Source organism: Agrobacterium sp. 20P9.1.2 (genome assembly GCF_057799395.1).
This window is the reverse complement of sequence record NZ_JBYOKI010000008.1, coordinates 66,810-91,413: the sequence shown is the minus strand read 5'-3', so window position 1 is coordinate 91,413 and position 24,604 is coordinate 66,810. Positions and strand designations below refer to the sequence as shown.

The following is a 24,604-nucleotide window of genomic DNA, read 5'->3' as shown; positions in this document are numbered from 1 at the left end:
CTGCAAGTATCTGATGGGTTTGACAATGGTATTTTAGGGCTTGGCTCCGATGATCGATTTCCATCAGCTTCTACTGGTTTACGTCGCCTACATTATCGCGGTGGCTAGCCCCGGTCCCAGCAACATGACCATCATGGGTATAGCCATGCGCCAGGGCAGGGCGCCTGCCATCATTCTCGCGCTCGGTGTCATGACAGGCTCGCTCTGCTGGGCTGCTGTCGCGGCGACGGGCTTGTCTGCCGTGCTTGCGACATTTGCCAACGCCCTTTTCATTATCAAGATCGCCGGCGGTCTCTACCTGCTCTATCTGGCCTACAAATCCGCTCGCTCGGCCTTTGCCAAGGCACCGCAGGCGCAAGCCGGCGACGTCGTAAATAGCAGGCCGGATTACCCAAAGCTGTATCGCCGTGGTCTGCTGCTTCACCTCACCAATCCCAAGGCCGTTCTCGGCTGGCTCGCCATCATGTCGCTCGGGCTCAAGCCCGGTGCGGGCCCTGCCACTCTCGCAGCCATTATCGGCGGCTGCGCCATGCTGGGTCTCATCATCTTCTGCGGCTACGCGCTGCTGTTTTCCACCGCACCAGCCATCCGTATCTATCAAAAGGCCAAGCGGTCTATCGAAGTAACGCTTGCGATGTTCTTCGGCTTTGCGGGTATCAAGCTGCTGTTGAGCAGGGTCTAACTTAATAGTCCACGGGAACTAAATATGTCGAACCAGCCCCACTTCACCCGCGTGTGTCCCATCCTGCGTATCTTCGATGAGGCCAAGGCGCGAGAGTTCTATGTCGAGTTCCTCGGCTTCTCTGTGGATTGGGAGCATCGGTTTGGTGAGAACTTTCCGCTCTACATGCAGGTATCACGTGCCGGACTGGTCATTCATCTCAGCGGGCATCATGGCGATGCGACGCCCGGTTCGAACACTTTCGTCAATACAGCGAATGTTGAATCCTTTCAGCGTGAACTTGCAGTCAAGGACTACACATTCATGAAGCCGGGCGTCGAAAAACTGCCTTGGGGGCTTCAGATGGAGGTCACAGATCCATTTGGAAACCGCATCCGTTTCTGCGAGCAGAACGGGGCGGAAAACCCTTGACCTCACGCCCACTTTAAATCATAGAAGCCGCACATATGAACCGCCCGCACGGAACCTCCGTGCGGGCGGTTCATGCGTTTTGGGGTCCATTTCTGCAATTCATTCTCAACCGCACGGGGCAGGTCATGAACAGTCAGGGTAACGCTCTCGTCAGAAAGCTCGCTTTCTGGGGCATCCCTTTTTCCATCACGGTGCTGGGGCTCAAGTTGCTGGCTTGGTGGGTCACGGGCTCGGTCGCGCTGCTGTCCGATGGTCTGGAATCCACCGTCAATGTTGTCGCAGCCTTCATTGCCTATTTCGTCATTCGTTATGCGCAAAAGCCTGCCGATGACGATCACCAGTTCGGCCACCATAAGGCGGAATATCTCTCTGCCGTGGTGGAGGGCGTGCTGATCGTCGTTGCCGCGTTGCTGATCGTCAAGGAAGCGTGGGGTGGCCTTATGGCGCCGCATCTGCCGGAAGCGCCAGCGCTTGGTCTTGCCATCAATGCGTTCGCGGGCATTCTCAACGGTATCTGGGCGACGGTGCTGATCCGCGTCGGAAAGAAGCAGTCGTCGCCAGCACTTTTGGCGGATGGGCAACACATCATGTCGGATGTTGTCACATCGGGCGGCGTTTTGATCGGCCTCGTGCTGGCAATTGTCACCGGTTATGCGATCCTCGACCCCATTCTCGCCATCGTCGTTGCTATCAACATCCTGTTTCAGGGCTCGAAAGTCATCATGCACTCGCTCGGAGGCCTTATGGACCGTGCCGTGGAGCCGGAAGAGGACGAGGCGATCAGACAAGCGATTGCGGAGAATTCCGCCGGAATTCTTGGCGTGCATGATCTGAAGACCCGCAGGGCAGGGGCGGTCGCCTTTATCGATTTCCATGTGGTTGTTCCCGCAGCTTTGTCCGTGGGGGCGGCACATGATATTTGCGACCGGCTGGAAGATGCCATAAGAGAGGCCATACCCGGTGCCGTGCTTGCCATTCATGTGGAGCCTGAAAGTGAACAGGCGCATGGCGTTCGGGTCGAGTTTCAAGAAACAGGAGTTTGAACCATGTCAGTCACGGATGTTTCCGGCCTGTCGCAACTGGGCGCGCAAGTCGCAGCCCCCGAAAGCCCGGAAAAGGCTGTTCTGGAAAAAGTGCCGAACGGCAATGCCGGTACGGATTATGTCGTGCGCTTCACCGCACCGGAATTCACGTCGCTATGCCCCATGACCGGCCAGCCGGATTTCGCCCATATCGTTATCGACTATATTCCCGGTGAGTTTCTGGTGGAATCCAAGTCGCTGAAGCTGTTCCTGCATGCCTTCCGCAACCACGGTGCGTTTCACGAGGATTGCTCGGTCTATATCGCCAAGCGTCTGGTCGATTTGCTCCAGCCAAAATGGCTCCGCATCGGTGCATACTGGTATCCGCGCGGCGGCATTCCCATCGATGTATTCTGGCAGACTGGCGCACCACCCGAGGGTGTATGGTTGCCGGAACAGGGCGTCGCGACCTATCGTGGCCGCGGCTGACCCCCATCACACATCAATTCAGGCGACGCTGTCGCCATCGCCTGAATCGAAATCCGCATCGTCATTGCTGTCGTCATAATCTGCCTGCTGCAGATTGTCGTTGTTGTCGGTGGCATCCTGCTGCGGCTTGTCGTCATCGCCATAGTAATTGTTGATGACAGTCTCCTCTACAGGCGCGTTAGCGCCGCCCGCACCGCCAAACGGGGAACCCCAGCCAGTCGAAGCGACGTGGTTGGAGAAAATGCCGCTTAGCGAATTGGCCAGCAACATGCCGCCCGCCACACCCGCCGCAGCCCCAAGTGCGCCTTGCAAAAAGCCGCCGCTACCGCTTGGGCGTCCGAACGCCGATGGTTGCTGGTTGTTCCAAGGTCCACTGGCTTGCGGCGCATCGGGTGCGCGGCCCCATGGCCCCTGTGTTTGGCCCGATGTATCATTGCGATAGGTTGGAGCGGGGGCGGGAGCTGGTGCCTGCTGCTGGCTGCCGCCGAAAATCGAGCTCAGGAAGCCGCCTTGCTGCGCCTGTTGCGGGGCGGTGTTACCGCTTTCGAGCTGGTGAATGCGTTCTTCCAGCTGGCGGATATGCGCCGCTGCCGCTTCCAGCCCCTTTTCCTGCACGATAACGGCTTGAGCGAGGTAATAGGGTGAGGCGGGCTGATCACGCACGGCCTGGGTGATGAGCGTTTCCGCTTCCGCATCGCGCGGCGTGGAGGATGCGGATTTGACCCTGTCGAACAGGGATTTGAGCAGTTGGGTTTCTTCTGGTGACATCGGTAGCCTCCTTGGCGTGTCGAGAAACGCACACCAAGGAGTTAGGGTTCAATTCCGGCTTTTGAAAGCCGGAATTTTCTTACATTTTTGTAAGGTTAAAAGCCTGTCTTTAACCGCCGAAAACCAGCGAAAGACCGGCCAGCGCCGTCAGCCCGCCGACGACGCGGGCAGCGAAAGTTCCCAGCTTTGCAATACCCAGTCCCAGCGCAATACCAGCGACATGCAGAAGCGCCGTTGCAATCACGAAGCCGACGCCGAACTGAAGCGCGCCCGCGCTGCCCAACTCGCCACCATGGGCATGGCCATGAAACAGTGCGAAGACGCCAACGATGGCGGCAGCGACGCTCACCGGAACGCGCGTTGCCATGGCCACCAGCAAGCCGAGTGCGATGACGGAGGCCAGAATGGCCGGTTCCACGAAGGGCAGCTCGATGCCGCCAAGCGCCAGCAGGAAGCCAACGGCCATCGTGGCGACGAAAGCAGCGGGAACGATGAACAGCGCGTTCTTATTATCCTTCGACGCTGCAATCTGCGCGGCCCAGATGCCGACCGCGACCATAACGAGGATGTGGTCTGCGCCGAACAGCGGATGCGAAAAACCCGCCATGAAGGAGCCGTGTTCTTCCGGGTTCAGGTGGGCAAAGGCAGGCAGTGCGGTGAGGCCAAGCGTTGCTGCGGCGAGTGAAAGTCTTTTGAACATCGTTCCCTCTCGAAATTTTTACATGTGCGGCTCAGGAGCGCTTGGGTCGCCCGCTGGGCCGCGCAGTTATCGATATCGTAGTCATGAAGAGCCTGTCCATGCGTCATTTGCCGGTGCCCTGTTTATTAAGCAGTTCCGTGCCTTGCCTTTTTCACTCATTGTTTTACGAAACAAATCACACTATGTCCGGTAGGTAATGAATTACGTTGGAGACCGCCAAATGAACGAAGACGAAGACGACAAGAGCAAGGAACTGCCGATCGGCAAGGAAACGGAAGCGAATCTTTTCAAGTCGCGTTCGATCTTCATCTATGGCGGCATCACGCAGGAACTGGCGCAGAAGGTTTGCACGCAGCTCGTGGCACTTGCCGCTGCCAGCGATGAAGACATTCGCGTCTACGTCAATTCGCCCGGCGGTCACGTCGAATCCGGCGACAGCATCCATGACATGATCAAGTTCATCAAGCCGAAGGTATGGATCATCGGCACGGGCTGGGTCGCTTCCGCTGGCGCGCTGATCTACGTATCTGTGCCTAGGGAACGTCGTATCTGCCTGCCAAACACCCGCTTCCTGTTGCATCAACCATCCGGCGGCACCCGCGGCATGGCGTCCGACATCGAAATCCAGGCACGCGAAATCATCAAGATGAACAAGCGCCTGATCAAGATCTTCTCGGTTGCCACTGGCCAGTCGGAAGAAAAGATCGCCAAGGACATCGACCGCGATTACTGGTTGGGTGCCGAAGAAGCTGTGGCCTATGGCCTTGCTTCGCGCGTCATCACATCGCAAGCCGAAATCTAAGCGAATATAGCTCATTGGAAAAACCGCGCCGGCGAAGGTCAGCGCGGTTTTTTGATTTTACTGCGTGCCGACGTGCATCTTCTTCGTTGCCGCTTCAACAACAGGGCCGCCAATATGCGTGTCATGCGCGCCCATTGCAGGCTTTGGTGAAACTGGCACCTTGCCGAACCACTCAGCCAGCGACATCCGGCCTCTCTTGGGTGGCGGCTGGCGGATGAATTCCGCAATCTCCGCCCGCCAGACGCGGAAGCTGAAACGGAAGCTCCAGCGCATATGTTTGCGCAGTTCCCGGTCACGATGAAACAGGATGCGCAACAGCGCGCGTGGCCGACAGTGCACCGCAACTTCCAGCAACTTTACCATGGCAAAGATCATGCCCGGTGACAGGTGGCGGGATGACAGCAACTGGTGTCGGTAGTCCCATTTGCTGCGGTCCGTCTCGATAACGCGACGCTCACCATTTTCTGCCGTCCAGTCGGACCAGCTGTGCGGGGTCAGATACATGGCGTTCAGCAAATCCGGGTCGTAGAGGCTGATCTGACGCAGCGCTCTGATGTAATCGACAAGCCGCTCTTCCTCGAAGCCGACGATATGCCCAAGCATGGACAAAATACCATGTTGGCGTAGCAACGTGACCGCTTGCTGGTCTTCACGGGTGGTAGATCCTTTGCGGATGGCCGCAAGCGTGGTCGGGTCGGTCGTCTCGATGCCCATTAGCACGCAGATCATGCCAGCCTTTTTCATCAAGGGCAGCAGATCGGCATCCCGCACGATATCGGTTGCGCGGATCGTCGCAAACAGCCGAACGGGCACGTTTTCTTCGACCAGCGCTTCCAGGAACTCTCGCCACAAGCGCTTGGAGGAGGTGGGGTTTTCGTCGGCCAGATCAACGAAACAAACGCCGTGGGTGCGATGCAGCCAGGCAATTTCGGCAGCGACCGCCGAGGGTGAGCGATATCGCCAGCGGCTCCAGAACTGATACTGGCCGCAATAATTGCACCGGTGCGGACAGCCACGCGAAAACTGAACGATGGCTGCGCGACCAAGGCCGAAGCATTGATAGAGGTCCCAGTCTTCGATCAACTCCCAGCCGATCCGCCATTCGTTCAGGTCCTTGATTGTGGCGGCGGTTCTGGTTTCAACAGCGGCGCCATCAATGCGGTGGAAAATACCCGGGACGGTGCTGAGTGACTGGCCTTGCACCAAGGCCTGTGCCAGCACCAGTGCGGTGGCTTCGCCTTCACCCTTGATGATGATGTCCACCGATGGCTCATCCGCCATGATGGCGGCGGCGTGATAGGTTGGGTAAACGCCGCCATAGACAGTGAGCGCCCGGGGGCAGACACGTTTGGCGGCATTGAGAACCAGAATACAGGCGGGGTGGGCAGGGGTGGAACCGGCATGGCCTGTCATCACCATGTCCGGTTTGAAGGCTGCAATGGCTGCCTCGATCTCATCAGCCTTCATGTGGTGGCGTTCCGCATCGATCAGGCGGCACTCATGACCAGCATCGATCAACGGACCGGCAACACAGAGAAGACCGAAGGGTATCTGGTGGCCAACGCCGCGGGATGTGAGCGAGATATAGGGTGGATTGACGAAGAGTATACGCACGAAGTCTCCTTTTCACCGCCAGCCTGATGGGGCCAAGGTGCCGCGATGGCTTCTGCAACCTAATTCAATTTTTTCTATCTAGCGTTTATGTCTTGGTGGTCAGTGAGCGTCAAACGAAAAACCGCATTGGCGGAGACCAATGCGGTTTTGGTGGTGGTGGCTAGGATCATTCGCCTCAAGGTATGAGGCGGTTCTTTCGTAGCGTCTCGAATAACGCAAAGAACGCGTCATCCGTCGGCTGGTACTCCTTGAAACCCAGACGGCGGCTTTTGCTCATGTCGGTGACGACTTCGATGGGGCGACCCAGATCTGCATCGGTGTGCCATGGGGAGGCGAGGCGGGTAAGGTCTGGCTCGGCCAGATTTTCGCGCGCTGCGATCTTGCTCCAGATATCAGCATCATCTTCCATCTGCTGTTCAAGCGGAATGACGGTTCCGTCGAAGGGTGCGGCCTCAATGCCGAACCAGTCCGCGATGCGGCTCCACATCCAGCTCCAGCGGAAGACATCGCCATTGACGACGTTGAAGGCTTCGTTCTTTGCATCCGGCGCTTCCGCTGCCCAGAGCAATTGCTTGGCCAAGAGATTGGCATCCGTCATGTCTGTCAAACCGTTCCACTGCGCGGCAGAGCCGGGGAAGCGGAAGGGGCGACCTGTCTCGCGGCAGATGGTGGCGTAGACCGCCAGCGTCGTGCCCATGTTCATGGCATTGCCGACAGCCTGACCGATGACGGTGTGCGGGCGGTGGACGCTCCACGAGAAGCCATCCCGCTTGGCGGCGGCAAAAACTTCGTCTTCCTGCGCGTAATAGAAGTTCTCGATATCGAGACGGCCTTGCTCTTCGCGGAACGGCGTCTGCGGCAGCTTGCCCTTGCCATAGGCCTCGAAGGGGCCGAGGTAGTGCTTGAGGCCGGTGACCAGCGCCACATGGCGGGTGGATTTGCCAAGGCTGAGGCCATCCAGCAGATTGCGGACCATGGCGGAATTGACGCGGATGTTTTCCGCCTCGCTGTCCTGTCGCGCCCATGTGGTGATGAACACGGCGTCGGGGCGAACATCCGTCAGCGCCTTTGCCGTTTCAGCCGCATTCTGCAAATCGGCGGCGACAGGAATGATGCTTTCCTGCTGGCCCGGTTTGCGGGAGAGGCCATAGACCTGCCAACCTTTTTCCAACAAAAGATTTGCCGTCGCGCTGCCGACGATCCCGCTTGCGCCCACCACCAATGCCGTTTTAACCATGCTCAAACTCCATTTTGTAAGAGCTATAATTAGGCATCCTGCGCGCCATCGTGTAGACGGCACGGATTGGGGACATGGATACCAAAGGGTGACCACGATGAAACCGGGAAGCAATGAGGCCGAATGGCGTGAGGACTGTGCGCCAAGACGGGTGCTCGAATTGTTCTCGACCAAATGGACGAGCATGATCCTGCATGCGCTGCATAAGCTGCATGATGGCGCCGCCCGCACCGGCGTGCTGGAACGCAGCCTGCCGGGCATTTCCAAGAAAATGCTGACGCAAACCTTGAAGGAAATGGAGCGGACAGGGCTGATAACACGCCACGTGCATGCGACCAGACCGCCCGCTGTGGAATACAGGCTGACGCCGCTGGGAGAACGATTCATCGAACCGGTCGAAATGCTTTATGCCTGGGGCAGGGATAATGCCGATGCGCTGGATGCTCTTGGGGAGCGCTCTACGTCGCGGCGTTAAGCTTTGGCTGCTAGCCAAAGCGTATGGCGCGCGCCGCCGCGCTTGCCATTGGCGCGGACACTGACCTCGTCTGTCGCAAAACCGGCCTGCCGCAAACGACGGGTGAAGGCGGCATCCGGGCCTGAAGACCAGACTGCGAGGACGCCTTTCGGGCGCAAGGCTGCTCTGGCGGCTTCGAGACCTTCTCGATCATAAAGACTGTCATTGGAAGGCCGCGACAGGCCGTCCGGGCCATTATCGACATCCAGCAGAATGGCGTCATAGGCCGCTTTCTTCGAGCGGATGAGCGCACCGACATCGCCGACATGAATATCGACGCGGACATCGTCCAGCGTTCCCTTGTGCAGATCAGCCATTGGTCCGCGTGCCCATTCCACCACCGCTGGCACCAGTTCCGCCACCGTGACACGGGCATCCGAAGGCAGGGCGCCGAGAGCTGCGCGCAGAGTGAAACCCATGCCAAGTCCACCGATGAGCAGGCTCTGGTTTGCGCGGCCCGCAATGCGTTCGCAGGAGAGCGTCGCCAAGGCTTCTTCCGAGCCACTCAAGCGACTGTTCATCAACTCGTTTGAACCCAGCATGATGGAAAATTCCTGGCCGCGCTGCTTTAGGCGCAGTTCGGTGCCATCACCGGGAATGGCCGCACGGTCCAGTTCTATCCAAGGAAGCATCTGTTATCTCGCTGTTTTGATGCTGCGGGTTTACACGGGCGGGATGGCGAGAACAACAGGGCAGGGTGCGGACCGTGCACAAGTCAGGCGCGAGTACCTTCGCCGAAGAAAGCAACCTTGCCAGCGAGAGTGTTTTTTGATCTGGAGTGATGATTGCTATTTCTCTTTTCCAGAGCCCAGCCATGCTAAAAGAATTCTCCCTCCAAAGCCTGTTCATGGGCCTGCTGACGGCCTTCGTCGGCTTTGCCAGCTCCTTTGCCGTGGTGCTGCAAGGCTTGAAGGGCGTAGGTGCGACAGATTTCGAGGCGGCATCCGGGCTGATGGCACTGTCCGTTTCCGTCGGCCTTTGCGCCATCCTTCTCTCCGCCATGACGCGGCTCCCCATCAGTATTGCATGGTCTACGCCGGGTGGCGCGCTTTTGGCCGCGACAGGGGTGATCGAGGGTGGTTTTCCAGCAGCGGTGGGCGCGTTCATCATCTGCGCGGTGCTGATTATCATCGCAGGCCTGTTCAAACCGCTCGGGCGTGCGGTTGCCTCCATTCCCACGCCGCTGGCCAACGCCATGTTATCAGGCGTCATCATCGGCCTGTGTTTCGCACCCATCAAAGCCATAGGCTTCAACCCGTTGCTCGGCCTGCCGATCATTCTGGCATGGATCGTCGTTGGCGCGTTCAAGCGCTTGTTTGCCGTGCCCGCAGCGCTTGCCGCCTTTGTGCTGGTAATGATCTTCGGTGTCGATATTCCCGCAGGGGCTCTGGATAGCGTCGCGCAGTCGCTTGTTCCGCCGATGGAATTCGTCATGCCGGTGTTCAACCTGCAAGCGCTGATTTCCATCGCGCTGCCTCTGTTCATCGTCACCATGGCCTCGCAGAATATTCCCGGTATCGCCGTTCTCAAGGTCAATAATTACGATCCGCAGCCCGGGCAGTTGTTTGCCACGACCGGTCTGTTCTCGCTGCTCGCCGCGCCCTTCGGCGGCCATGCCGTCAACCTCGCCGCCATTACTGCCGCCATGTGCGCAGGCGAAGATGCCCATCCAGACCCCAAGCGCCGTTACTGGGCAGTCATCGTCAGTGGCGTAGGTTATGTGATTTTCGGACTCCTAGCCGGCGCGGTCACGGCCTTCGTGGCGCTCGCACCGCCTATTCTGATTCAGGCCGTTGCAGGTCTAGCTCTCGTCGGAGCGTTCTCCGGCTCAGCGGTCGCCGCCTTCAAAGACCCCGAAACCCGCGAAGCCGCCGCCATAACCTTCCTCATCACCGCATCGGGTCTGTCGTTTGGCGGTATTTCCGGAGCGTTCTGGGGGCTGGTTGGCGGAGGGCTGATGATGGCTTTGCAGCGTGTGGTCGCCAGCCGTATAAGCTCATGATTGGATAGAGGAGAAACAATGTAGTGAAATCTCCCAACAATGACGACAAATCACCTAGTGATGTGCCATCTCTTATTAGAGGCGCAGAATGGATCGGCGTCTTGAAGGCTTTCTGGACTATAATGTTTTCAACTTTTAGAAATAATGGCAAGAGCAAGAAAATTGACAACGAGTGAACGTCTTGGCTTGCAACGAAAAATTTCGCCGCTTATAAGATTCGCTATGACCATTCGCACCGCAACCATTTTTGGTATGACCGCGCAGATTTCTGCGAAGGCTTGCCCATGCGGCGCACTCTCGCTTCTTAGCCTCGACCTTACACGCGGTTGCCGGGTCCAGTGAGGAGCGCCCGGCGGCCGAAAGCCCGCTGGTGCCAATGCTCCTCAACTCGAAATCTCACTTTATACTGGATTTAAGGCCCGTCTGGGCGCGCATTAGCACGGGGCTTTTTCAGCCGCGATGCGTGGAAGGAGCAAGATTATGGACGCCAAGACCTCTCAGATTTCCAAGGGCATGCCGGACGCGAACGTGAAGTATCGCCCATACCCTGTCATCGACATCAAGGACCGCACCTGGCCATCGAAAACCATCGACAAGGCACCGATCTGGTGTTCGGTCGATTTGCGTGATGGCAACCAGTCTCTGGTCAACCCCATGGGGCATGACCGCAAGGCGCGCATGTTCAAGCTGTTGCTGGAAATGGGCTTCAAGGAAATAGAAATCGGTTTTCCTTCGGCTTCACAGACGGATTTCGACTTCGCACGTTGGTGTGTGGAGCAGGGCGGCGTGCCGGAAGACGTTTCCTTGCAGGTGCTGGTTCAGTGCCGTCCAGAACTGATCACGCGTACTTTCGAATCGCTGGAAGGCGCGAAGAACCCGATCATCCATTTCTACAATTCCACCTCTGAATTGCAGCGTCGCGTCGTGTTCGGCAAGGATGTGCCGGGCATCAAGCAGATTGCGGTCGATGCGGCCAAGATGATCACCGATATGGCGGCCAAGGCCGGTGGCGGTTATCGCTTCGAATATTCGCCGGAAAGCTTTACCGGCACGGAGCTGGAAGTGGCGCTGGAAATCTGCAACGCCGTGGTCGAGGTCGTGAAGCCGACGGCGGACAATAAGCTGATCCTCAACCTGCCTTCCACCGTTGAGATGGCAACGCCGAACATCTATGCCGACCAGATCGAATGGATGTGCCGCAACATCGACAACCGCGAAAACGTTATCATTTCGCTGCATCCGCACAATGACCGTGGCACCGGCATTGCGGCCACGGAGTTGGGCCTGATGGCGGGCGCGGACCGCGTGGAGGGCACGCTGTTCGGCAATGGCGAGCGCACGGGCAACGTCGATGTGGTGACGCTGGCGTTGAACATGTACACGCAGGGCGTCGATCCCGAACTCAACTGCCGCGATATTGAGCGCATCAAGTCGGTCTATGAATATTCCAACGAGATGACGATCCCCGAGCGCCACCCTTATGTGGGTGAACTGGTCTACACGGCCTTTTCCGGTTCACATCAGGATGCGATCAACAAGGGCATGAAGGCGATTAAGGTCGCTAACCATCCGGTGTGGGAAGTGCCTTATCTGCCCATCGACCCGAAGGATGTCGGTCGTTCCTACGAGGCGATCATTCGCATCAACTCGCAGTCCGGCAAGGGCGGCATCGCCTATATTCTCCAGCAGGATTACGGCTTGAACCTGCCGCGCAACTTGCAAGTCGAATTCCGCGAAGAAATCCAGCGCATTACCGATGAAGAAGGCGTGGAACTGCCCGCCAAGCGCATCCACGACCGCTTCATCGAGCAATATGTGACGCAGCCGAATGCCCGCATCAAATTCGTTGATCACCACACCTATCCGGCTGGTGACTTCAGGGGTGTGAGGGTGGTTGCGGCAGAAATTACCGACAAGGGCGAGATCAAGCGCATCGAAGGCAAGGGCACCGGCCCCATCGATGGCTTCATCAACGCGCTGTCCACCTATCTCGGCATCGATCTGTCGGTGAATGATTATTCCGAACACTCGCTGCAACACGGCTCCAACGCCTCGGCCATCGCCTATGTCGAGATGGAGCATCCCGGCGGAAAGCTGTTTGGTGCGGGTATCAATACCAACATCGTGGCTGCTTCGCTGGAAGCTATCGTGTCTGCAGCCAACCGGGTTTTGGACGAGCGGGCGGCGAAGTAACAATTGGATTGAAGCAGGGTGAGGATGGGGCAGAGTATGCTCCATCCTCACCTGGAATCATCTTGCTTATTCTCTTGATATCTGGAGCGTTTCCTTTGCAGTCGGGAATGGGAGTCGTCGCCGATTTGTCGGCAGGTGCCGCGTCGGGCTGGATCAATCTCGCTTCCGGCATGGAGGGTTGCGAGCGGATCGAGGCGTTTTTCTCAGGGCCAGCATACCAGCCGCACCGGCATGATACCTATGCCATCGGTCGCACCATTTCCGGTGTGCAGCGCTTCCATTATCGCGGCCAATCCAGCGTCGGTGTCCCCGGCACCGCCATCGTTCTGCATCCCGATGAATTGCATGACGGGCAGGCTGGCACGGAAGATGGCTTCCATTACAGGATGATCTATCTCAGCCCGCTGCTTGTTCAAAAAGCGCTGGGATATGGTCATGAACTGCCCTTCATTCCAGAGGGAGTTTCGAGCGACCCGCGGTTGCTCTCGGCAATCGACCGTATGATTGGCCGTATGTGCGAACCGATGGAAACCTTGCAATATGACGATGCGGTGTTCGACATTGCCGAAGCGCTGAAAGCTGCCGCCGCCAAAACGCGATGGCGCAAAATTTCAATGCCTGATTACCGGGCGGTCGATACGGCACGCGATTATCTTCGACATTCAGAAGGGAAGGTGACTTCACTCCAGCATCTGGAGGCGCTCACCGGTCGCGATCGTTGGAAGCTGTCTCGTGATTTCAGGATGGTATTTGGCACCAGCCCATACCGCTATTTGACGCTTCGCCGTCTAGACCACGCCAAGGCACTGATGGTTAAGGGGCAATCTCTCGTTCAAGTCGCGTTGGATGCTGGATTTGCCGATCAGGCGCACCTGACCCGGCATTTCCGCGACACATTCGGTATGACGCCCGCCCAATGGCGCAGAACGACGCTGAGGCAAAGCTAAGCTGCACGATCGTTCAATATTCCCGACGCGAAAACACTTAGATTGCTCCTATTCGACAATGGAGCATCAGACGATGGAAAAACAATATCAGCCAATCAATTTTTCAGACAAACTTTCAAAAATAACAGATTTCTGGCAGCCGCGTGTCATGGCCGAAATGAATGATTATCAGTTCAAGATCGTTCGCATCGAAGGGGATTTCATCTGGCACGATCACCCCGAAACGGATGAGACCTTCATTATCCAGAACGGCCAGCTACGTATCGATTTTCGCGATGGTTCGGTATTGATAGGGCAAGGCGAAATGTTCGTCGTTCCCAAGGGCGTGGAGCATAAACCCTCTGCGGAACGTGAGGTTCATCTCCTGTTGATAGAGCCACGCGGCGTTCTCAATACCGGCCGTGAAGGCGGGGATCGCACCGCACAGAACGACCTCTGGATTTAGGGTGATCTGCGGGCGATCGAAGCTTCACTCTTCCTCGCCTTGTTCCACAGGATTGCTGAAGCCGAGCGGGCGGCCGTTATTGTAAAAAACCCGCACGTCTTCCAGCTCAACGCCGGTGCCTTTTTCATTGAGGCTGAAGCGTTCGCAAGTCACGTTCCATGTGCCGGGGCCGCCGTCTATGTGGAACAAATTATACCCGGCGCGGGGCTTCTTGCCGCCGGGACCCTGGCTTGTCGAAGCGATACCGACCACTGGCGTGTGGTCACGCCCGCGATGGGTGTTCAACCAGTAGACGGTATTGAGGTGGGTATGGCCGTGGAGCACGAGTTCTGCGCCGCCCGTGCCGATGGCTGCGGCGAAGCGGCGAATGCCGATCATGCGTTTGTGGGTGGCAGCGGCACCCCTGATGGGGGGGTGGTGGATCATGACTACGCGAAACAACCCCTGTTCGCCCGCTTTCTTCAACAGCTCTGCCGTGGCGCGGGCCTGTCTGCGCCCGAAATAACCGGTTGCGGAAAAGGGCGGGGTTGCGATGGATGTGGAACAACCAATCATGGCCACCGGCCCGCGCACCCGCATATAGGGGAAAATCTTGCGGTCTTCGTCCCAGTTTTCCGGGTCGCCATCACCACGCACGAAGGGATACCAGGCGGCCATGGCCTTGTCATGCGCGCCGGGAACATAGGCATCGTGATTGCCGGGAACGACCGAAACCTTCAGCGGATCGCCAATTTCCTCCAGCCAGTCGGCGGCGGCACGAATCTCGATGCCTGTCGCAAGATTGACGAGATCGCCGGTGATGGCAACATGGTCGGGCGCTTTGCTTTCCATGTCGTCCACCACCTTTTCCAGCGTATCGCTGAAAAGATGCTTGCGGCGGTTGAGGCGCCAGTTCACAAAGCCAAGAATGCGCTTGGAGGCAAGTTCACGAAAGGTCAGCTTTGGCAGCGGGCCAAGGTGGATATCGGAAATATGGGCGAGTTTGAACATGCATCCAGCCATAACGTATGAAATCTTGAGCGTCCAACCCAAAACCCCTGTTTTTCAATGAGATAAAGGAGAGTTGAGCGTTGGGTGAAAACCATGTCAGCGGGCAACGGTTCCGGGATTTATTTCGGAATGTTGCAAAGCGCGTTCTCCATGTCTTTTTCTTTGTCCGCCGGGGGATGACGCTGGGCGTGCGTGCCGCCTGTTTTGATGCGCAGGGGCGGGTGTTTCTGGTGCGGCACACCTATGTTGCAGGCTGGCATATGCCGGGCGGCGGGGTAGAGCGCGGCGAGACCGGCTTGCAGGCCCTGCACAAGGAAATCCGCGAGGAGGGCAACCTTGTCGCCACGTCTACGCCACAGCTTCTCCATGTCTATTTCAACAACCGCACCAGTGACCGCGACCATGTGCTGTTCTACCGGCTTGACGTAACGCAGACCGCGACGAAGGTGCCCGACCGCGAAATCAGCGAAAGCGGCTTCTTTCCGCTGGATGCTCTGCCCGAGAGGACGACGGGTGCCACCCGCCGCCGCCTCGCAGAACTGGCGGGCGAAACGCCGCCGGATGATTACTGGTAGGCCTTAGCCCAGCCTTTCGCGGTCATGCGCCCTGTCCAGCTCAAGCTCCGGGCCGATGGGCACGATGCCGGTGGGGTTGATGGTCTTGTGGCTGCGGTAATAATGGTCCTTGATGTGGCGCATATCGACCGTCTCGGGAATGCCTGATGTTTGGTACAGATCGCGCAGATAGCCGGTCAGGTTCGGATAGTCATGAATGCGCCGAATGTTGCATTTGAAATGGCCGACATACACAGGGTCGAACCTGACAAGCGTAGTGAACAGCCGCCAGTCCGCCTCCGTCTGTTGGGCGCCCAACAGAAAGCGTTTGTCTTCAAGACGTGCTTCCAGCAGGTCCAAAGTTTCGAAAACCTTGGTAGCGGCTTCCGCATAGGCTTCCTGCGTGGTGGCAAAGCCGGCCTTGTAGACGCCGTTATTGACGGTGTCGTAGATGAGATCATTGAGCTCATCGATCTCGGCACGCAGCGGCTCTGGGTAATAATCATCCTGCGATCCCGTCAGCGCATTAAAGGCGCTGTTGAACATGCGGATGATCTCTGCGGATTCATTCGAGACGATGGTGTTCTGCTGCTTGTCCCACAGCACAGGCACGGTCACGCGGCCGGAATAGGTTGGATCTGCCTTGGTATAGACCTGCCACATTGCCGAGGAGCCGAAGAGATGGTCTTCCGTGGCACCTGGGGTACGCTCATCCGCCGGTTTGAACTCCCAGCCATTTTCCAGCATCAGCGGATCGACCACCGAAACGGAAATAAGGTCTTCCAACTTCTTCAGCTTGCGGAAGATCAGCGTGCGATGCGCCCAGGGACAGGCCAATGAAACATAGAGATGGTAGCGGTCTCTCTCGGCCTTGAAACCAGCCTTGCCAGAGGGACCGGCTTGCCCATCTGCGGTGATCCAGTTGCGGAACTGCGAGGCGCTGCGTTTGAAATGGCCTTTGGTTTCCTTGGTGTCGTACCAGACGTCTTTCCAGACACCCTCAACCAGCATACCCATCGCGCGTTCTCCTTCATGTTGCTGCGCACACTGTAAGCCATGGCTTTGCGGGAAGTGAACCCAAAAGGCAGTGAACAGTGCGTTCGTATCACACTCACATTATTGAATGGCCAAGCTCTGGATTTGTTCTGGACGGGTCGGAATTTTCCTGATATCCGCGTTTATCACAATTCTGAGGGAATTCTGCTTTATGACCGCAACACGGATGCTCCGACGACGCTGACGCTTCGAACGCCTTAACCGGCGCAGCCGTCACATCGCCCTATCCGTATTTAACGTTCCGGTCTCTCCATGTCCAAGCACGAACTGGTCTACCTCACCGAAGACGCGTCTCATGACGCCGTTATCGAACTCATCAATGCAGAAGCTTTCGGCCCCGGTCGGCACACCCGCGCCGCCGCCCGCATCCGCGAGCAGGGACCGCACGACCGTTCGATTTCCTATATCTGTGCCGACGACGGCGAGACGATTGCTTCCGTTCGCATGACACCGGTTCTGGCGGGCGACGTGAAGGGCCACATGCTCGGCCCTCTGGCCGTGCGGCCATCGCATAAGAACATGGGCATCGGCCGTGAACTGGTCCGCATCGCCATCGCCGCCGCCAAACGCAAGGGCTCCGAAGCCGTCATTCTGATCGGTGACCCGCCATATTACATGCCGCTGGGTTTCGAGAAGGTGGCCTATGCGGCGCTGGATTTCCCCGGTCCTGTCGATATGAACCGCGTGCTTGTCGTGCCGCTGGCGGCTGATACGCATGAGCGGCTGAAGGGCAAGATCGGCTGGCGGCAGTGTGAGGCTCCTACATGTCTGAGTGCGGTTGAATACGGCGTCTACGACGAGCCACTCAAAGCAAGCGCGTAGAAATTTCGCCTCTGATTTGACTGTTGGCGTTCCGGCGGTACTTGCGCTATAATCTTTCCAGTTCTTTGGAAGGTTTATCTATGTTGCTCGCCATCGGAGAAAGTCTTAGCGCAAGCGAAGCCTCGTCAGTGACGGGTGTTCCGCTTAAGCACGTCAACAGAATTATCGACGCTGGATTGTTGCGCAATTATGCGAAATCCAAGGGACGAACGCGTTCCATATCTATGGCTGGTCTTATAGGGTTGCGGTTGGCCTATCTCACAGCTTCAACGCTTACACCGGCGGCGCGGCAACGCATCATCGCTAAAGCCTTGTCTGACAAAAACCAAGCGATCGTGGAAGATGCACCGCTTCAGGTCGATATTCGCCCAATTCTGGCAGATGTCGAAGCAGGTCTAAACAGGCTGGAACGTGCGAGGGACGCCGTGTCGATCCAATTTGATGTTATGGGTGGCCAGCCTGTGTTCGTGGGCACGCGCATACCCATTTACGACGTCACGGAAATGTTGACGAGCGGTGACACGCGTGAGGCAATCATTGCGGCGTTTCCCCAACTCTCGCTCGAGAAATTGAACGCAGCTGCGGATTATGCTCTCGCCTACCCAAAACGCGGACGCCCCGTTGCCAAGCCGGAGTGGCGGAATGGTGAGGCTAAAACTGTTCGAACCCTCAAGCTCGACATACCCCCGGTCAAATCGTGAAGTTTCTGATCGATGAATGTCTGAGCCCTGAACTGGTGAAGATTGCTCATGGTTCGGGTTTTCATCAATCGACGTGTGTTTTATGGCTCGGTATGTCCGGTGCCAAAGACCACGTCGTTGGACGGATTGCTGTTGATCAGGGATATATTCTCGTCACGCATAATACGGTAGATTTTCTGCCGCTTTACAATCGAGAAGATATTCACGTCGGGCTCGTTGCGTTCAATACCTCTGCTGGAATTATGAGCCTCGAACTGCAAAAGGCACTGATGTCACTTGTTATCGAGGAATTGAATGGAAGCGAACTCTGGAATCAGGTTCTGGTGATATCCGTGAACCAAGATTTCAATGTCTCGATCTCGCGTTACGATCTGCCAAGGCGGTAGATTTTTGCGTTTTATTTAAGTGACTTCTTCAAATATGTCAGCGACTCTGCACCGCTGAAATTCTCGATCTGGCCGAAGATTTCATATCCACATTTCTGGTAGAGCGCCAGCGCATCCGGGTTCATCGTATCGATGTATGCGCCGATGCAGCCGCGTTTGCGGGCTTCCTCTTCCGCCATGGAAAGCAGCTTGGGGCCGAGGCCTTGGCCGCGCAGAGTTTCGGGGATGAAGAGCAGCCGCGTGTAGAGCCAGCCGCGCGCAGTGTGGCCGCAGAGGCCGCCGGTGACGGTGCCCTCGTCATCACGCAGGGAGATAACGAGTTCCTGCCAGTCGCTGGGGCCGAAGCGGTTGATGTTGTAGTCTTTGAGAGCCGACAGAATGGCTGCTTCGCTGTCCTTGTCGCCTTCCTGGCTGATGGTAATGCGCTGCTCCATTACCGTCCTTCACGCCACCAGAGCGCAGAAAATGCCATCAGCAGGGCGGCGAGACCCGCGAAGCCTGCGAAGAGCGGTAGGGTGTTGACGCCCTTCAATACGGTTTCATCCGTCAGGCGAATGAGCATGCGGTCATTATCGGCCACGCGCACATCGCCGCGCACGGGAAGGATATCCGGCAGCACGACTCTGCCATTGTCGTTGACGACGCGGTGAATGCTGCCCTTCGTGGCATCGACAATCGGCTTCAAAGCCTCTGTGGTGGAGATCATCGCCTTGAATTCGGGGGCATCGACGGCACCGACATGGACCAGCGTGGTGAAATCGCCATTGGTAATTTCGTAAAGGCCGGTTTCATCCATGCGGCGTTCGATCTTGTAAAGACCGGGCTCGGTTTGCGTAAAGGCCATCGTCTCGGTCTTGCCGGTGGGGAATTTCACCGTGGCATTGCCGGGATTGTCGCCGATGGTCTGGCGGGTGATTTCCAGCGTGCGGCCATTAGCGCGGGCGGTCAGCGCCTCTTCTTCAAGCTCGGGCTCTTTCATCAGCCAATGGGCGATGCGGCGGTATAGGCCGACATGCGGGCCGCCGCCTTCAAAGCCGCGTGCCCAGAGCCAACCCTGATCGGACAGCAGCATGGCGACGCGACCTTCGCCCTGGCGGTTCAGCACCAGCAGCGGGTCCTGACCATCGCCCAGCATCACGGTCTGGCCCTGCGGTTGTTCCACACCGACCGTGCGGAACCAGCGGCCCCACTGCGGCGGCTCTTCGCCGGAGCCTTCCAGACCGCGTGTGACCGGGTGCTTCTTGCCCGCTTCCGACAGGCGAGGGTAGAAGGCCGACTGATGCATTTCGCCGGTGGGCTGCGCTGGCAGCACCGAGGCAAGCGGCGTCATGGCGATGGAATCCTGCCCTGCATGTTCGGGACCGGCAGCGATCAGAAGCGCGCCACCCTTTTCGACATATTGGGCGATGTAATCATAATAGAGGATCGGTAGCACGCCGCGATGCTGGTAGCGGTCGAAGATGATGAGGTCGAAATCCTCGATCTTCTCGACAAACAGTTCACGCGTCGGGAAAGCAATCAACGATAACTCGTTGATCGGTGTACCGTCCTGCTTTTCCGGCGGGCGCAGAATGGTGAAGTGGACGAGATCGACCGAGGTGTCGGATTTCAGCAGGTTGCGCCAGGCGCGCTCACCGGCATGTGGCTCGCCTGAGACAAGAAGTACACGCAGGTTCTGGCGGATGCCTTCGATGACGTGGACGGCGCGGTTGTTGCTGGTGGTGACTTCACCGGGAAGCTCGGCCACCGAAAATTCCATGACATTGTTGCCGCCGCGCGGAACCTTGAAGCTGAAGGGCAGGGGCTGGCCGGGCGTGGCTTCGAGCGTGGCGATCTCTTCGCCATTCATCTTCACCGTGACTTCCGCTTGACCACCTTGGGCGCGACCGTCATCGAAGACGCGGAGCGTCAGCTCCTGCTGCTCGTTGACGATGCCGAAGCGCGGCGCGCGCACCACTTCAATGCGCCGGTCGAATTCTTCCGCCCGCCCGGTGATCAGGCCATGGATTGGGGCCTTGAAGCCAAGCGTCTGTTCGATGTTCGGCGTAACATTAGGGATGTCATGGATCTGGCCATCACTGAGGAAAATCGCACTGCCAACGCGTGACGGAGATACATCAGACACAGCTGCGACCAGCGAAGAGAAGAGATTAGTGGCTGGAGCATCGCTGTTGGGGTCGTTCTGGACTTCCACGATGCGTGGTTCGATGCGCGGGAAGCGGGCGAGGCGTTCACGAAGGGTGGCCAGTGCCTGATCCGTCTGTTCCGGGCGCTGCTGCACATCCTGGCTCTGCGAGCGGTCAACGATAACAGGGACGATGGTGGAAAGCGGATCGCGCTCCTCATTGGTCAGAAGCGGGTTGGAAATGGCCAGCAGAAGTGCTGCCAGCGCCAAACCACGCAGCCATGCACCGCGCACGCCGCGCCACAGGCCGATGATGGCCAGTACGAAGGCGGCGGTGGCGAGAATGCCGATCACGATCCACGGCAGGAAGGGCGCAAAGGTCAGTGTCATGTCATTGCCCCAACCGCTGGAGGATATCGGGCACATGCACTTGATCGGCCTTGTAGTTGCCGGTGAGCATATACATCATGATGTTGACGCCGGTGCGGAAGGCATGTTCGCGCTGCACCTCATCCGGCGGCACGGTTGGCAGCACGGGTGCGCCATTGGCATCGATGGCCCAGGCGCCCGCGAAGTCGTTGCCGGTGATCAGGATGGGCGACACGCCATCGCCGGAGGACGAGATGCCCGAGGTGGTCTTTGCAGCATCCTGCCGCGATTCAACCCAGAGCGGGCTGCCATTGTAGCGACCGGGAAAGTTGTTTAGCAAATAGAAGGAGCGCGTGATGACGTGGTCCTTCGGCACGGGCTCCAGCGGCGGAATATCGACATTGGCGAGGATTTCCTGAAGGCGCTGACCGTTGGGGCTGGTGTTGCCGCCACCATCCAGCGAGGAAAACTGGTCGCGCGTATCGAACAGCACCGTACCGCCCGCGCGCATATAGGCATCGATGCGGGAGATGGCGGCTGTCGACGGCATGGGGGCGGTGGCGGAAATCGGCCAGTAGATGATGGGGTAGAAAGACAACTCATCCTTGGAGATATCCAACGCCACCGGTTGGCCGGGTTCCAGCGTTGTGCGCCATGTCAGAAATTCTGAAAGTCCCTGCAAACCCTGTTCGGAAATACGGTCAACATCGTCTTCGCCGGTGCGGACATAGGCCAGATGGGTCGTGTCCAGTCGCTCGAAAATGGCCTCGTCGCCCGGTTTCGGGTCGTCGGCGCGCGCGGCATCAGGCGAGAAGACCGTGAGACCCGCCGCGAATGCCAGCAGGATGGCGGCGGCGGATGAGCGGGCGCGGGGCAGGCGCGAGAAGACGCCGTGCATGAAGAGAACGATGAGCGTATCGGCAAAGAGCATCAAAAGAGCCGCAATGAAGAGGGCTGGGCGCAACGATTTGGCAGCTTCGCCAACCAGACCTTCACGGGTGGTCGCCGTTCCAGCGAGGGAGGCGTCGATGGGGCGCAACGTCGCGTCCGGCGGCAGCAGGTTGAGTGCGACGAAACCGGATTCCGTGCCGTAAAGGCCGGGCGGATTATCGAAGCTGGCGCGGGGCTGCTGGCCGGGCTTGACCTCCAGCGGGCGCGCGGTGCCGATTTCTGGCGATAGCGAACCGGTGGCGGTGAGCAGACGGTAGGGCGGCAGCGCTGCGGCGGGCGCATTGGCAGAAGCCGAGGAACCGCCGACCTGCGACAGCTGAACGATACGGCGCAGCATTTCCACAAAGTGGCCCGAGATCGGCAAATCCGACCAACTGGCTTCGGCGCTCACATGGAAGAGAACGATGCGGCCCGCATCCACATTGCGGGTGGTGACCAGCGGTGTGCCATCGGCAAGGCTTGCCCATGTGCGCTCGGCCAGATCAGGCGTCGGCTCGGCCAGAACCTGCCGTTTGATGTGGATGCCATCTGCCTTCGGCATGCCAGCGAAAGGGCCAAAATTCGGGAAATCGGCCAACGGTTGAGGCTCCGCCCATGACAGCGCACCGCCCAGCGCGCGCTCGCCCTGACGCAGGGTCACAGGCACAAGCGGGTCATCGGCAGGCGCAGCGGCAAGGCGTGGCCCGGCGAAACGGATGAGCGTGCCGCCGCGCGACAGCCAGCGCTCGATAGGCGCATAGGTCTCCTGCGGCAGACGCCCGATATCGGCCATGACGATGACGGACGGGTTGGATTGCAGCAGTTCGGGGATGGCGACGGCGAGGTCTGCTTGACGCTGCGGCACCAGATCGACGTAGGGCTGAAGCGCACGGCTGATATAGAACAGCGGCTGCAGCAGCGGCTGGAAATCATTGCCGGTTTCGCCTGCCAGCAGCGCCACGCGACGACGGCGGAAACCGTCATCCAGTAGATGAACGGAGCCTGCGGTGGACAGCCGGTCTATGGACAGGCGGGCAAAGTCGTTGCGAAGTTCGAAAGGCGCGCTCAACACGGCGGTGGTTTCGGCAGCACCCGGCGCGAATGTGGCGCTATCGCTGGCCAGCACGCGTCCCTGGCTGTCCTGTGCATTGATGGTGAGATTGGCGGGGCCGCCGGTCTCCAGCCGCGACAGTTTCACCGTCATGGTTTCGGCACCGTTTTCAGCGCCGGTAATGGCGGCAATGGCCTGTCCATCGCCTTCCACCACACGAAACTCGGCAGCCTGCATGGTGGCGAGGTTGCTCAGCGCGGCGCGGTCATCCGGTGTGGCAACACCGTCGGTAATATAGGCGAGCGTGCCGGGTGCTGCGCCGTTCATGGCTTCGATGACGGCTTCTGCGGTGCGCACGCGGTCCGGCACCAGAGGCTGCGGCTTGGCGGCGGCGAGCTTTTCCAGCGCTGCCGCCGTCGTGCCGGGCTCTGCATCGTGGTCGCGGTCTGCGGTGAAGGCGATCGCCACAGGGCGTTCAGCCCGCTCGGCATCACCAATGAGGGCCTCGGCGGTGCGCACGCGGCGGTCCCAATCCGGTGCTGCGGCCCAGCCATTGTCCACGATCAGCACCAGCGGGCCGCTGCCTGCCAGCGTGTTGTTGCGCGGGTTGATGACGGGATCGGCCAGCGCGAAAATAACGGCGGCGGCCAGCAGCATGCGCAGCAGCGTCAGCCACCAAGGGCTTTTGGAGGGCGTTTCTTCGCGCTTCAGTACCGTTGCCAGAATGCGAAGTGGCGGAAACACTTCCGCTTTCGGGCGCGGCGGTGTCAGCCGCAGCAGCCACCAGATGGCGGGCAGCGCCAGAAGGCCGAACAGAATAAAGGGGCTGGTGAAAACGAAGGGCAGGGCGCTCATGTCCTGCCTCCGTTCTTGCCACCCACCGGCGCGCCGGAGAGATACATATGCATGGTAACCAGCGCTTCGGATGCCAGATAGTCGGTGCGATGGAAGACGAAATTCCAGCCCAGACGACGCAGCGATGAGGACATGGCATCCCGCCGTGCCAGATAGGCGCGGGTGTAATCATCGCGAATGGTTTCGGCGCGGCCAGACGTCAGCTTTTCACCGGTCTCCGGGTCGGAAAACTCGGTGCGACCACTGTAAGGAAAGACCTCTTCGGCGGGGTCTGCAATTTCCACCACATGGCCACGCAGGCCGCGGCGGGCCAGCGGAGACAGACGCTCCATCACGGTCGTCGCGTCATCCAAGAAATCGCCGATCAGCACGATATCGCTGGAGCCACGGATCATCGACGTATCCGGCAGGCCGGTGGTAGCAGGCGCGTGCATGATGGCGGTGGCCAGTCGCTCGGCGGCGTTGCGGGCGGACACGGGTTCCATGATGCCGGGGCAGCCGATGCGTTCGCCGGAGCGGGCGAGAATTTCCGCCAGCGCCAGCATCAGCACCAGCGCACGGCTTTCCTTGGAAACGGAACCGAGCGTGGATTTGAACATCATCGAGGGCGAGAGATCGGCCCAGAGCCAGATGGTGTGGGCGGCTTCCCATTCCCGGTCGCGGACGTAGGTATGATCATCGCGGGCAGAGCGGCGCCAGTCGATGCGCGACAGGCTTTCGCCATCCGCGTAGGGGCGGAACTGCCAGAAATTTTCGCCGATGCCGCGTTTGCGGCGGCCATGCCAGCCTGCTGTCACGGTGTTGGCAATGCGCTTTGCCTCGACCATGCAATCTGGCACCAGAGCGGCACGCTGGCGCGCACGTGCAAGCACGTCACTGCCGGGCGTCTGCTCTACGATCTGGCCGATGGATGCCACATGCACTCCTTAAAATCCGACC

The 24,604-nt window shown here is 58.8% G+C and carries 25 protein-coding genes; 14 read left to right on the top strand and 11 right to left on the bottom strand.

Translation table 11 applies throughout. The features are described 5' to 3' along the window. Positions 1-49: 49 nt before the first annotated feature. The 4 genes from AC27VJ_RS20080 (at position 50) to queF (ending at position 2,604) form a co-directional block, all read left to right on the top strand. Entirely contained in the window at positions 50-682 is a 633-nt protein-coding gene (locus tag AC27VJ_RS20080) for a LysE family translocator (protein WP_488685486.1), read from the top strand. Positions 683-706: 24 nt separating this feature from the next. Continuing rightward, complete coding sequence (locus AC27VJ_RS20075) at positions 707-1,093, top strand: glyoxalase superfamily protein (RefSeq protein WP_488685485.1); 387 nt, start codon at positions 707-709, stop codon at positions 1,091-1,093. A gap of 125 nt (positions 1,094-1,218) precedes the next feature. Next, the gene (locus tag AC27VJ_RS20070; protein WP_488685536.1) at positions 1,219-2,136 is read left to right on the top strand and encodes a cation diffusion facilitator family transporter; all 918 of its coding nucleotides are present in this window, start codon (positions 1,219-1,221) and stop codon (positions 2,134-2,136) included. 3 nt (positions 2,137-2,139) lie between these two features. Next, positions 2,140-2,604 carry a preQ(1) synthase gene (gene queF, locus AC27VJ_RS20065; RefSeq protein WP_488685484.1) on the top strand — a complete coding sequence of 155 codons (465 nt, stop codon included), beginning with the start codon at positions 2,140-2,142 and terminating at the stop codon, positions 2,602-2,604. 18 nt (positions 2,605-2,622) lie between these two features. On the opposite strand, the gene AC27VJ_RS20060 is transcribed toward queF, so the two are convergent. Both AC27VJ_RS20060 and AC27VJ_RS20055 read right to left on the bottom strand, forming a co-directional pair. Further along, positions 2,623-3,372 carry a DUF2076 domain-containing protein gene (locus AC27VJ_RS20060; protein WP_488685483.1) on the bottom strand — a complete coding sequence of 250 codons (750 nt, stop codon included), beginning with the start codon at positions 3,370-3,372 and terminating at the stop codon, positions 2,623-2,625. 109 nt (positions 3,373-3,481) lie between these two features. Next, entirely contained in the window at positions 3,482-4,072 is a 591-nt protein-coding gene (locus AC27VJ_RS20055) for a HupE/UreJ family protein (RefSeq protein ID WP_488685482.1), read from the bottom strand. A 220-nt stretch (positions 4,073-4,292) separates the two neighbouring features. Between AC27VJ_RS20055 and AC27VJ_RS20050 the strand changes: the two genes are divergently transcribed. Then, entirely contained in the window at positions 4,293-4,874 is a 582-nt protein-coding gene (locus tag AC27VJ_RS20050; protein WP_488685481.1) for an ATP-dependent Clp protease proteolytic subunit, read from the top strand. 57 nt (positions 4,875-4,931) lie between these two features. Here AC27VJ_RS20050 and AC27VJ_RS20045 read toward each other — a convergent pair whose 3' ends face one another. Together AC27VJ_RS20045 and AC27VJ_RS20040 are read right to left on the bottom strand one after the other, a co-directional pair. Next, positions 4,932-6,488, bottom strand: a complete 1,557-nt coding sequence (locus AC27VJ_RS20045; protein ID WP_488685480.1) for a B12-binding domain-containing radical SAM protein — start codon at positions 6,486-6,488, stop codon at positions 4,932-4,934. A 175-nt stretch (positions 6,489-6,663) separates the two neighbouring features. Continuing rightward, positions 6,664-7,725, bottom strand: coding sequence for an SDR family oxidoreductase (locus AC27VJ_RS20040; RefSeq protein WP_488685479.1), 1,062 nt, complete (start codon positions 7,723-7,725; stop codon positions 6,664-6,666). A gap of 97 nt (positions 7,726-7,822) precedes the next feature. Here AC27VJ_RS20040 and AC27VJ_RS20035 point away from each other — a divergent pair, with 97 nt between their 5' ends. After that, positions 7,823-8,200 (top strand): winged helix-turn-helix transcriptional regulator, encoded by a 378-nt coding sequence (locus AC27VJ_RS20035; RefSeq protein WP_062448821.1) that lies wholly within the window; start codon positions 7,823-7,825, stop codon positions 8,198-8,200. Here the strand turns inward: AC27VJ_RS20035 and AC27VJ_RS20030 are convergent. Next, positions 8,197-8,871, bottom strand: coding sequence for a spermidine synthase (locus tag AC27VJ_RS20030; RefSeq protein WP_488685478.1), 675 nt, complete (start codon positions 8,869-8,871; stop codon positions 8,197-8,199). The genes AC27VJ_RS20035 and AC27VJ_RS20030 overlap by 4 nt on opposite strands. Positions 8,872-9,053: 182 nt before the next feature. On the opposite strand from AC27VJ_RS20030, the gene AC27VJ_RS20025 reads away from it, so the two are divergent. The 4 genes from AC27VJ_RS20025 to AC27VJ_RS20010 all read left to right on the top strand — a co-directional run bounded on the left by AC27VJ_RS20025 (position 9,054) and on the right by AC27VJ_RS20010 (position 13,826). Further along, positions 9,054-10,241 (top strand): benzoate/H(+) symporter BenE family transporter, encoded by a 1,188-nt coding sequence (locus AC27VJ_RS20025; RefSeq protein ID WP_488685477.1) that lies wholly within the window; start codon positions 9,054-9,056, stop codon positions 10,239-10,241. 480 nt (positions 10,242-10,721) lie between these two features. Next, positions 10,722-12,434, top strand: coding sequence for a 2-isopropylmalate synthase (gene leuA, locus AC27VJ_RS20020; RefSeq protein ID WP_488685476.1), 1,713 nt, complete (start codon positions 10,722-10,724; stop codon positions 12,432-12,434). 107 nt (positions 12,435-12,541) lie between these two features. Next, on the top strand, positions 12,542-13,381 hold the full coding sequence (locus AC27VJ_RS20015) for an AraC family transcriptional regulator (protein ID WP_488685474.1): 840 nt from the start codon (positions 12,542-12,544) through the stop codon (positions 13,379-13,381). A gap of 73 nt (positions 13,382-13,454) precedes the next feature. After that, complete coding sequence (locus AC27VJ_RS20010; RefSeq protein ID WP_488685473.1) at positions 13,455-13,826, top strand: cupin domain-containing protein; 372 nt, start codon at positions 13,455-13,457, stop codon at positions 13,824-13,826. A gap of 24 nt (positions 13,827-13,850) precedes the next feature. Here the strand turns inward: AC27VJ_RS20010 and AC27VJ_RS20005 are convergent, their stop codons facing one another. Then, entirely contained in the window at positions 13,851-14,816 is a 966-nt protein-coding gene (locus AC27VJ_RS20005) for a metallophosphoesterase family protein (RefSeq protein WP_488685472.1), read from the bottom strand. Between the two features lie 176 nt (positions 14,817-14,992). Between AC27VJ_RS20005 and AC27VJ_RS20000 the strand changes: the two genes are divergently transcribed. Further along, positions 14,993-15,391 (top strand): NUDIX domain-containing protein, encoded by a 399-nt coding sequence (locus AC27VJ_RS20000; RefSeq protein WP_488685535.1) that lies wholly within the window; start codon positions 14,993-14,995, stop codon positions 15,389-15,391. Between the two features lie 3 nt (positions 15,392-15,394). Here the strand turns inward: AC27VJ_RS20000 and AC27VJ_RS19995 are convergent, their stop codons facing one another. Then, positions 15,395-16,387 (bottom strand): glutathione S-transferase family protein, encoded by a 993-nt coding sequence (locus AC27VJ_RS19995; RefSeq protein ID WP_488685471.1) that lies wholly within the window; start codon positions 16,385-16,387, stop codon positions 15,395-15,397. Positions 16,388-16,678: 291 nt separating this feature from the next. On the opposite strand from AC27VJ_RS19995, the gene AC27VJ_RS19990 reads away from it, so the two are divergent. Genes AC27VJ_RS19990 through AC27VJ_RS19980 form a run of 3 tightly spaced genes read left to right on the top strand, consistent with a single transcriptional unit; the run spans position 16,679 to position 18,335 of the window. Beyond that, entirely contained in the window at positions 16,679-17,248 is a 570-nt protein-coding gene (locus AC27VJ_RS19990; protein WP_113088501.1) for a GNAT family N-acetyltransferase, read from the top strand. Positions 17,249-17,289: 41 nt separating this feature from the next. Then, positions 17,290-17,949 (top strand): DUF433 domain-containing protein, encoded by a 660-nt coding sequence (locus AC27VJ_RS19985; protein ID WP_488685470.1) that lies wholly within the window; start codon positions 17,290-17,292, stop codon positions 17,947-17,949. Beyond that, a complete protein-coding gene (locus AC27VJ_RS19980) occupies positions 17,946-18,335 on the top strand; it encodes a DUF5615 family PIN-like protein (RefSeq protein WP_488685469.1) in 390 nt (129 codons plus the stop codon). Before AC27VJ_RS19985 ends, AC27VJ_RS19980 begins: the two co-directional genes overlap by 4 nt. A gap of 11 nt (positions 18,336-18,346) precedes the next feature. Here AC27VJ_RS19980 and AC27VJ_RS19975 read toward each other — a convergent pair whose 3' ends face one another. Genes AC27VJ_RS19975 through AC27VJ_RS19960 form a run of 4 tightly spaced genes read right to left on the bottom strand, consistent with a single transcriptional unit; the run spans position 18,347 to position 24,582 of the window. Next, positions 18,347-18,769, bottom strand: coding sequence for a GNAT family N-acetyltransferase (locus AC27VJ_RS19975; RefSeq protein WP_488685468.1), 423 nt, complete (start codon positions 18,767-18,769; stop codon positions 18,347-18,349). Continuing rightward, a complete protein-coding gene (locus AC27VJ_RS19970; protein WP_488685467.1) occupies positions 18,769-20,850 on the bottom strand; it encodes a hypothetical protein in 2,082 nt (693 codons plus the stop codon). The genes AC27VJ_RS19975 and AC27VJ_RS19970 overlap by 1 nt, the downstream gene beginning before the upstream one ends. Before the next feature lies 1 nt (position 20,851). After that, entirely contained in the window at positions 20,852-23,665 is a 2,814-nt protein-coding gene (locus tag AC27VJ_RS19965; RefSeq protein ID WP_488685466.1) for a DUF4159 domain-containing protein, read from the bottom strand. Next, positions 23,662-24,582: a DUF58 domain-containing protein gene (locus AC27VJ_RS19960; protein ID WP_488685465.1), complete on the bottom strand. Its 921-nt coding sequence runs from the start codon at positions 24,580-24,582 to the stop codon at positions 23,662-23,664. Before AC27VJ_RS19960 ends, AC27VJ_RS19965 begins: the two co-directional genes overlap by 4 nt. Between the last annotated feature and the right edge of the window lie 22 nt (positions 24,583-24,604).

What these genes read in the sequence shown, in the direction of transcription:
- AC27VJ_RS20080 (WP_488685486.1), top strand. Translation starts at nt 50, where the DNA reads ATGATCGATTTCCATCAGCTTCTACTGGTTTACGTCGCCTACATTATC.
- AC27VJ_RS20075 (WP_488685485.1), top strand. Translation starts at nt 707, where the DNA reads ATGTCGAACCAGCCCCACTTCACCCGCGTGTGTCCCATCCTGCGTATC.
- AC27VJ_RS20070 (WP_488685536.1), top strand. Translation starts at nt 1,219, where the DNA reads ATGAACAGTCAGGGTAACGCTCTCGTCAGAAAGCTCGCTTTCTGGGGC.
- queF (WP_488685484.1), top strand. Translation starts at nt 2,140, where the DNA reads ATGTCAGTCACGGATGTTTCCGGCCTGTCGCAACTGGGCGCGCAAGTC.
- AC27VJ_RS20060 (WP_488685483.1), bottom strand. Translation starts at nt 3,372, where the DNA reads ATGTCACCAGAAGAAACCCAACTGCTCAAATCCCTGTTCGACAGGGTC.
- AC27VJ_RS20055 (WP_488685482.1), bottom strand. Translation starts at nt 4,072, where the DNA reads ATGTTCAAAAGACTTTCACTCGCCGCAGCAACGCTTGGCCTCACCGCA.
- AC27VJ_RS20050 (WP_488685481.1), top strand. Translation starts at nt 4,293, where the DNA reads ATGAACGAAGACGAAGACGACAAGAGCAAGGAACTGCCGATCGGCAAG.
- AC27VJ_RS20040 (WP_488685479.1), bottom strand. Translation starts at nt 7,725, where the DNA reads ATGGTTAAAACGGCATTGGTGGTGGGCGCAAGCGGGATCGTCGGCAGC.
- AC27VJ_RS20035 (WP_062448821.1), top strand. Translation starts at nt 7,823, where the DNA reads ATGAAACCGGGAAGCAATGAGGCCGAATGGCGTGAGGACTGTGCGCCA.
- AC27VJ_RS20030 (WP_488685478.1), bottom strand. Translation starts at nt 8,871, where the DNA reads ATGCTTCCTTGGATAGAACTGGACCGTGCGGCCATTCCCGGTGATGGC.
- AC27VJ_RS20025 (WP_488685477.1), top strand. Translation starts at nt 9,054, where the DNA reads ATGCTAAAAGAATTCTCCCTCCAAAGCCTGTTCATGGGCCTGCTGACG.
- leuA (WP_488685476.1), top strand. Translation starts at nt 10,722, where the DNA reads ATGGACGCCAAGACCTCTCAGATTTCCAAGGGCATGCCGGACGCGAAC.
- AC27VJ_RS20015 (WP_488685474.1), top strand. Translation starts at nt 12,542, where the DNA reads ATGGGAGTCGTCGCCGATTTGTCGGCAGGTGCCGCGTCGGGCTGGATC.
- AC27VJ_RS20010 (WP_488685473.1), top strand. Translation starts at nt 13,455, where the DNA reads ATGGAAAAACAATATCAGCCAATCAATTTTTCAGACAAACTTTCAAAA.
- AC27VJ_RS20005 (WP_488685472.1), bottom strand. Translation starts at nt 14,816, where the DNA reads ATGTTCAAACTCGCCCATATTTCCGATATCCACCTTGGCCCGCTGCCA.
- AC27VJ_RS20000 (WP_488685535.1), top strand. Translation starts at nt 14,993, where the DNA reads ATGACGCTGGGCGTGCGTGCCGCCTGTTTTGATGCGCAGGGGCGGGTG.
- AC27VJ_RS19995 (WP_488685471.1), bottom strand. Translation starts at nt 16,387, where the DNA reads ATGGGTATGCTGGTTGAGGGTGTCTGGAAAGACGTCTGGTACGACACC.
- AC27VJ_RS19990 (WP_113088501.1), top strand. Translation starts at nt 16,679, where the DNA reads ATGTCCAAGCACGAACTGGTCTACCTCACCGAAGACGCGTCTCATGAC.
- AC27VJ_RS19975 (WP_488685468.1), bottom strand. Translation starts at nt 18,769, where the DNA reads ATGGAGCAGCGCATTACCATCAGCCAGGAAGGCGACAAGGACAGCGAA.
- AC27VJ_RS19970 (WP_488685467.1), bottom strand. Translation starts at nt 20,850, where the DNA reads ATGACACTGACCTTTGCGCCCTTCCTGCCGTGGATCGTGATCGGCATT.
- AC27VJ_RS19965 (WP_488685466.1), bottom strand. Translation starts at nt 23,665, where the DNA reads ATGAGCGCCCTGCCCTTCGTTTTCACCAGCCCCTTTATTCTGTTCGGC.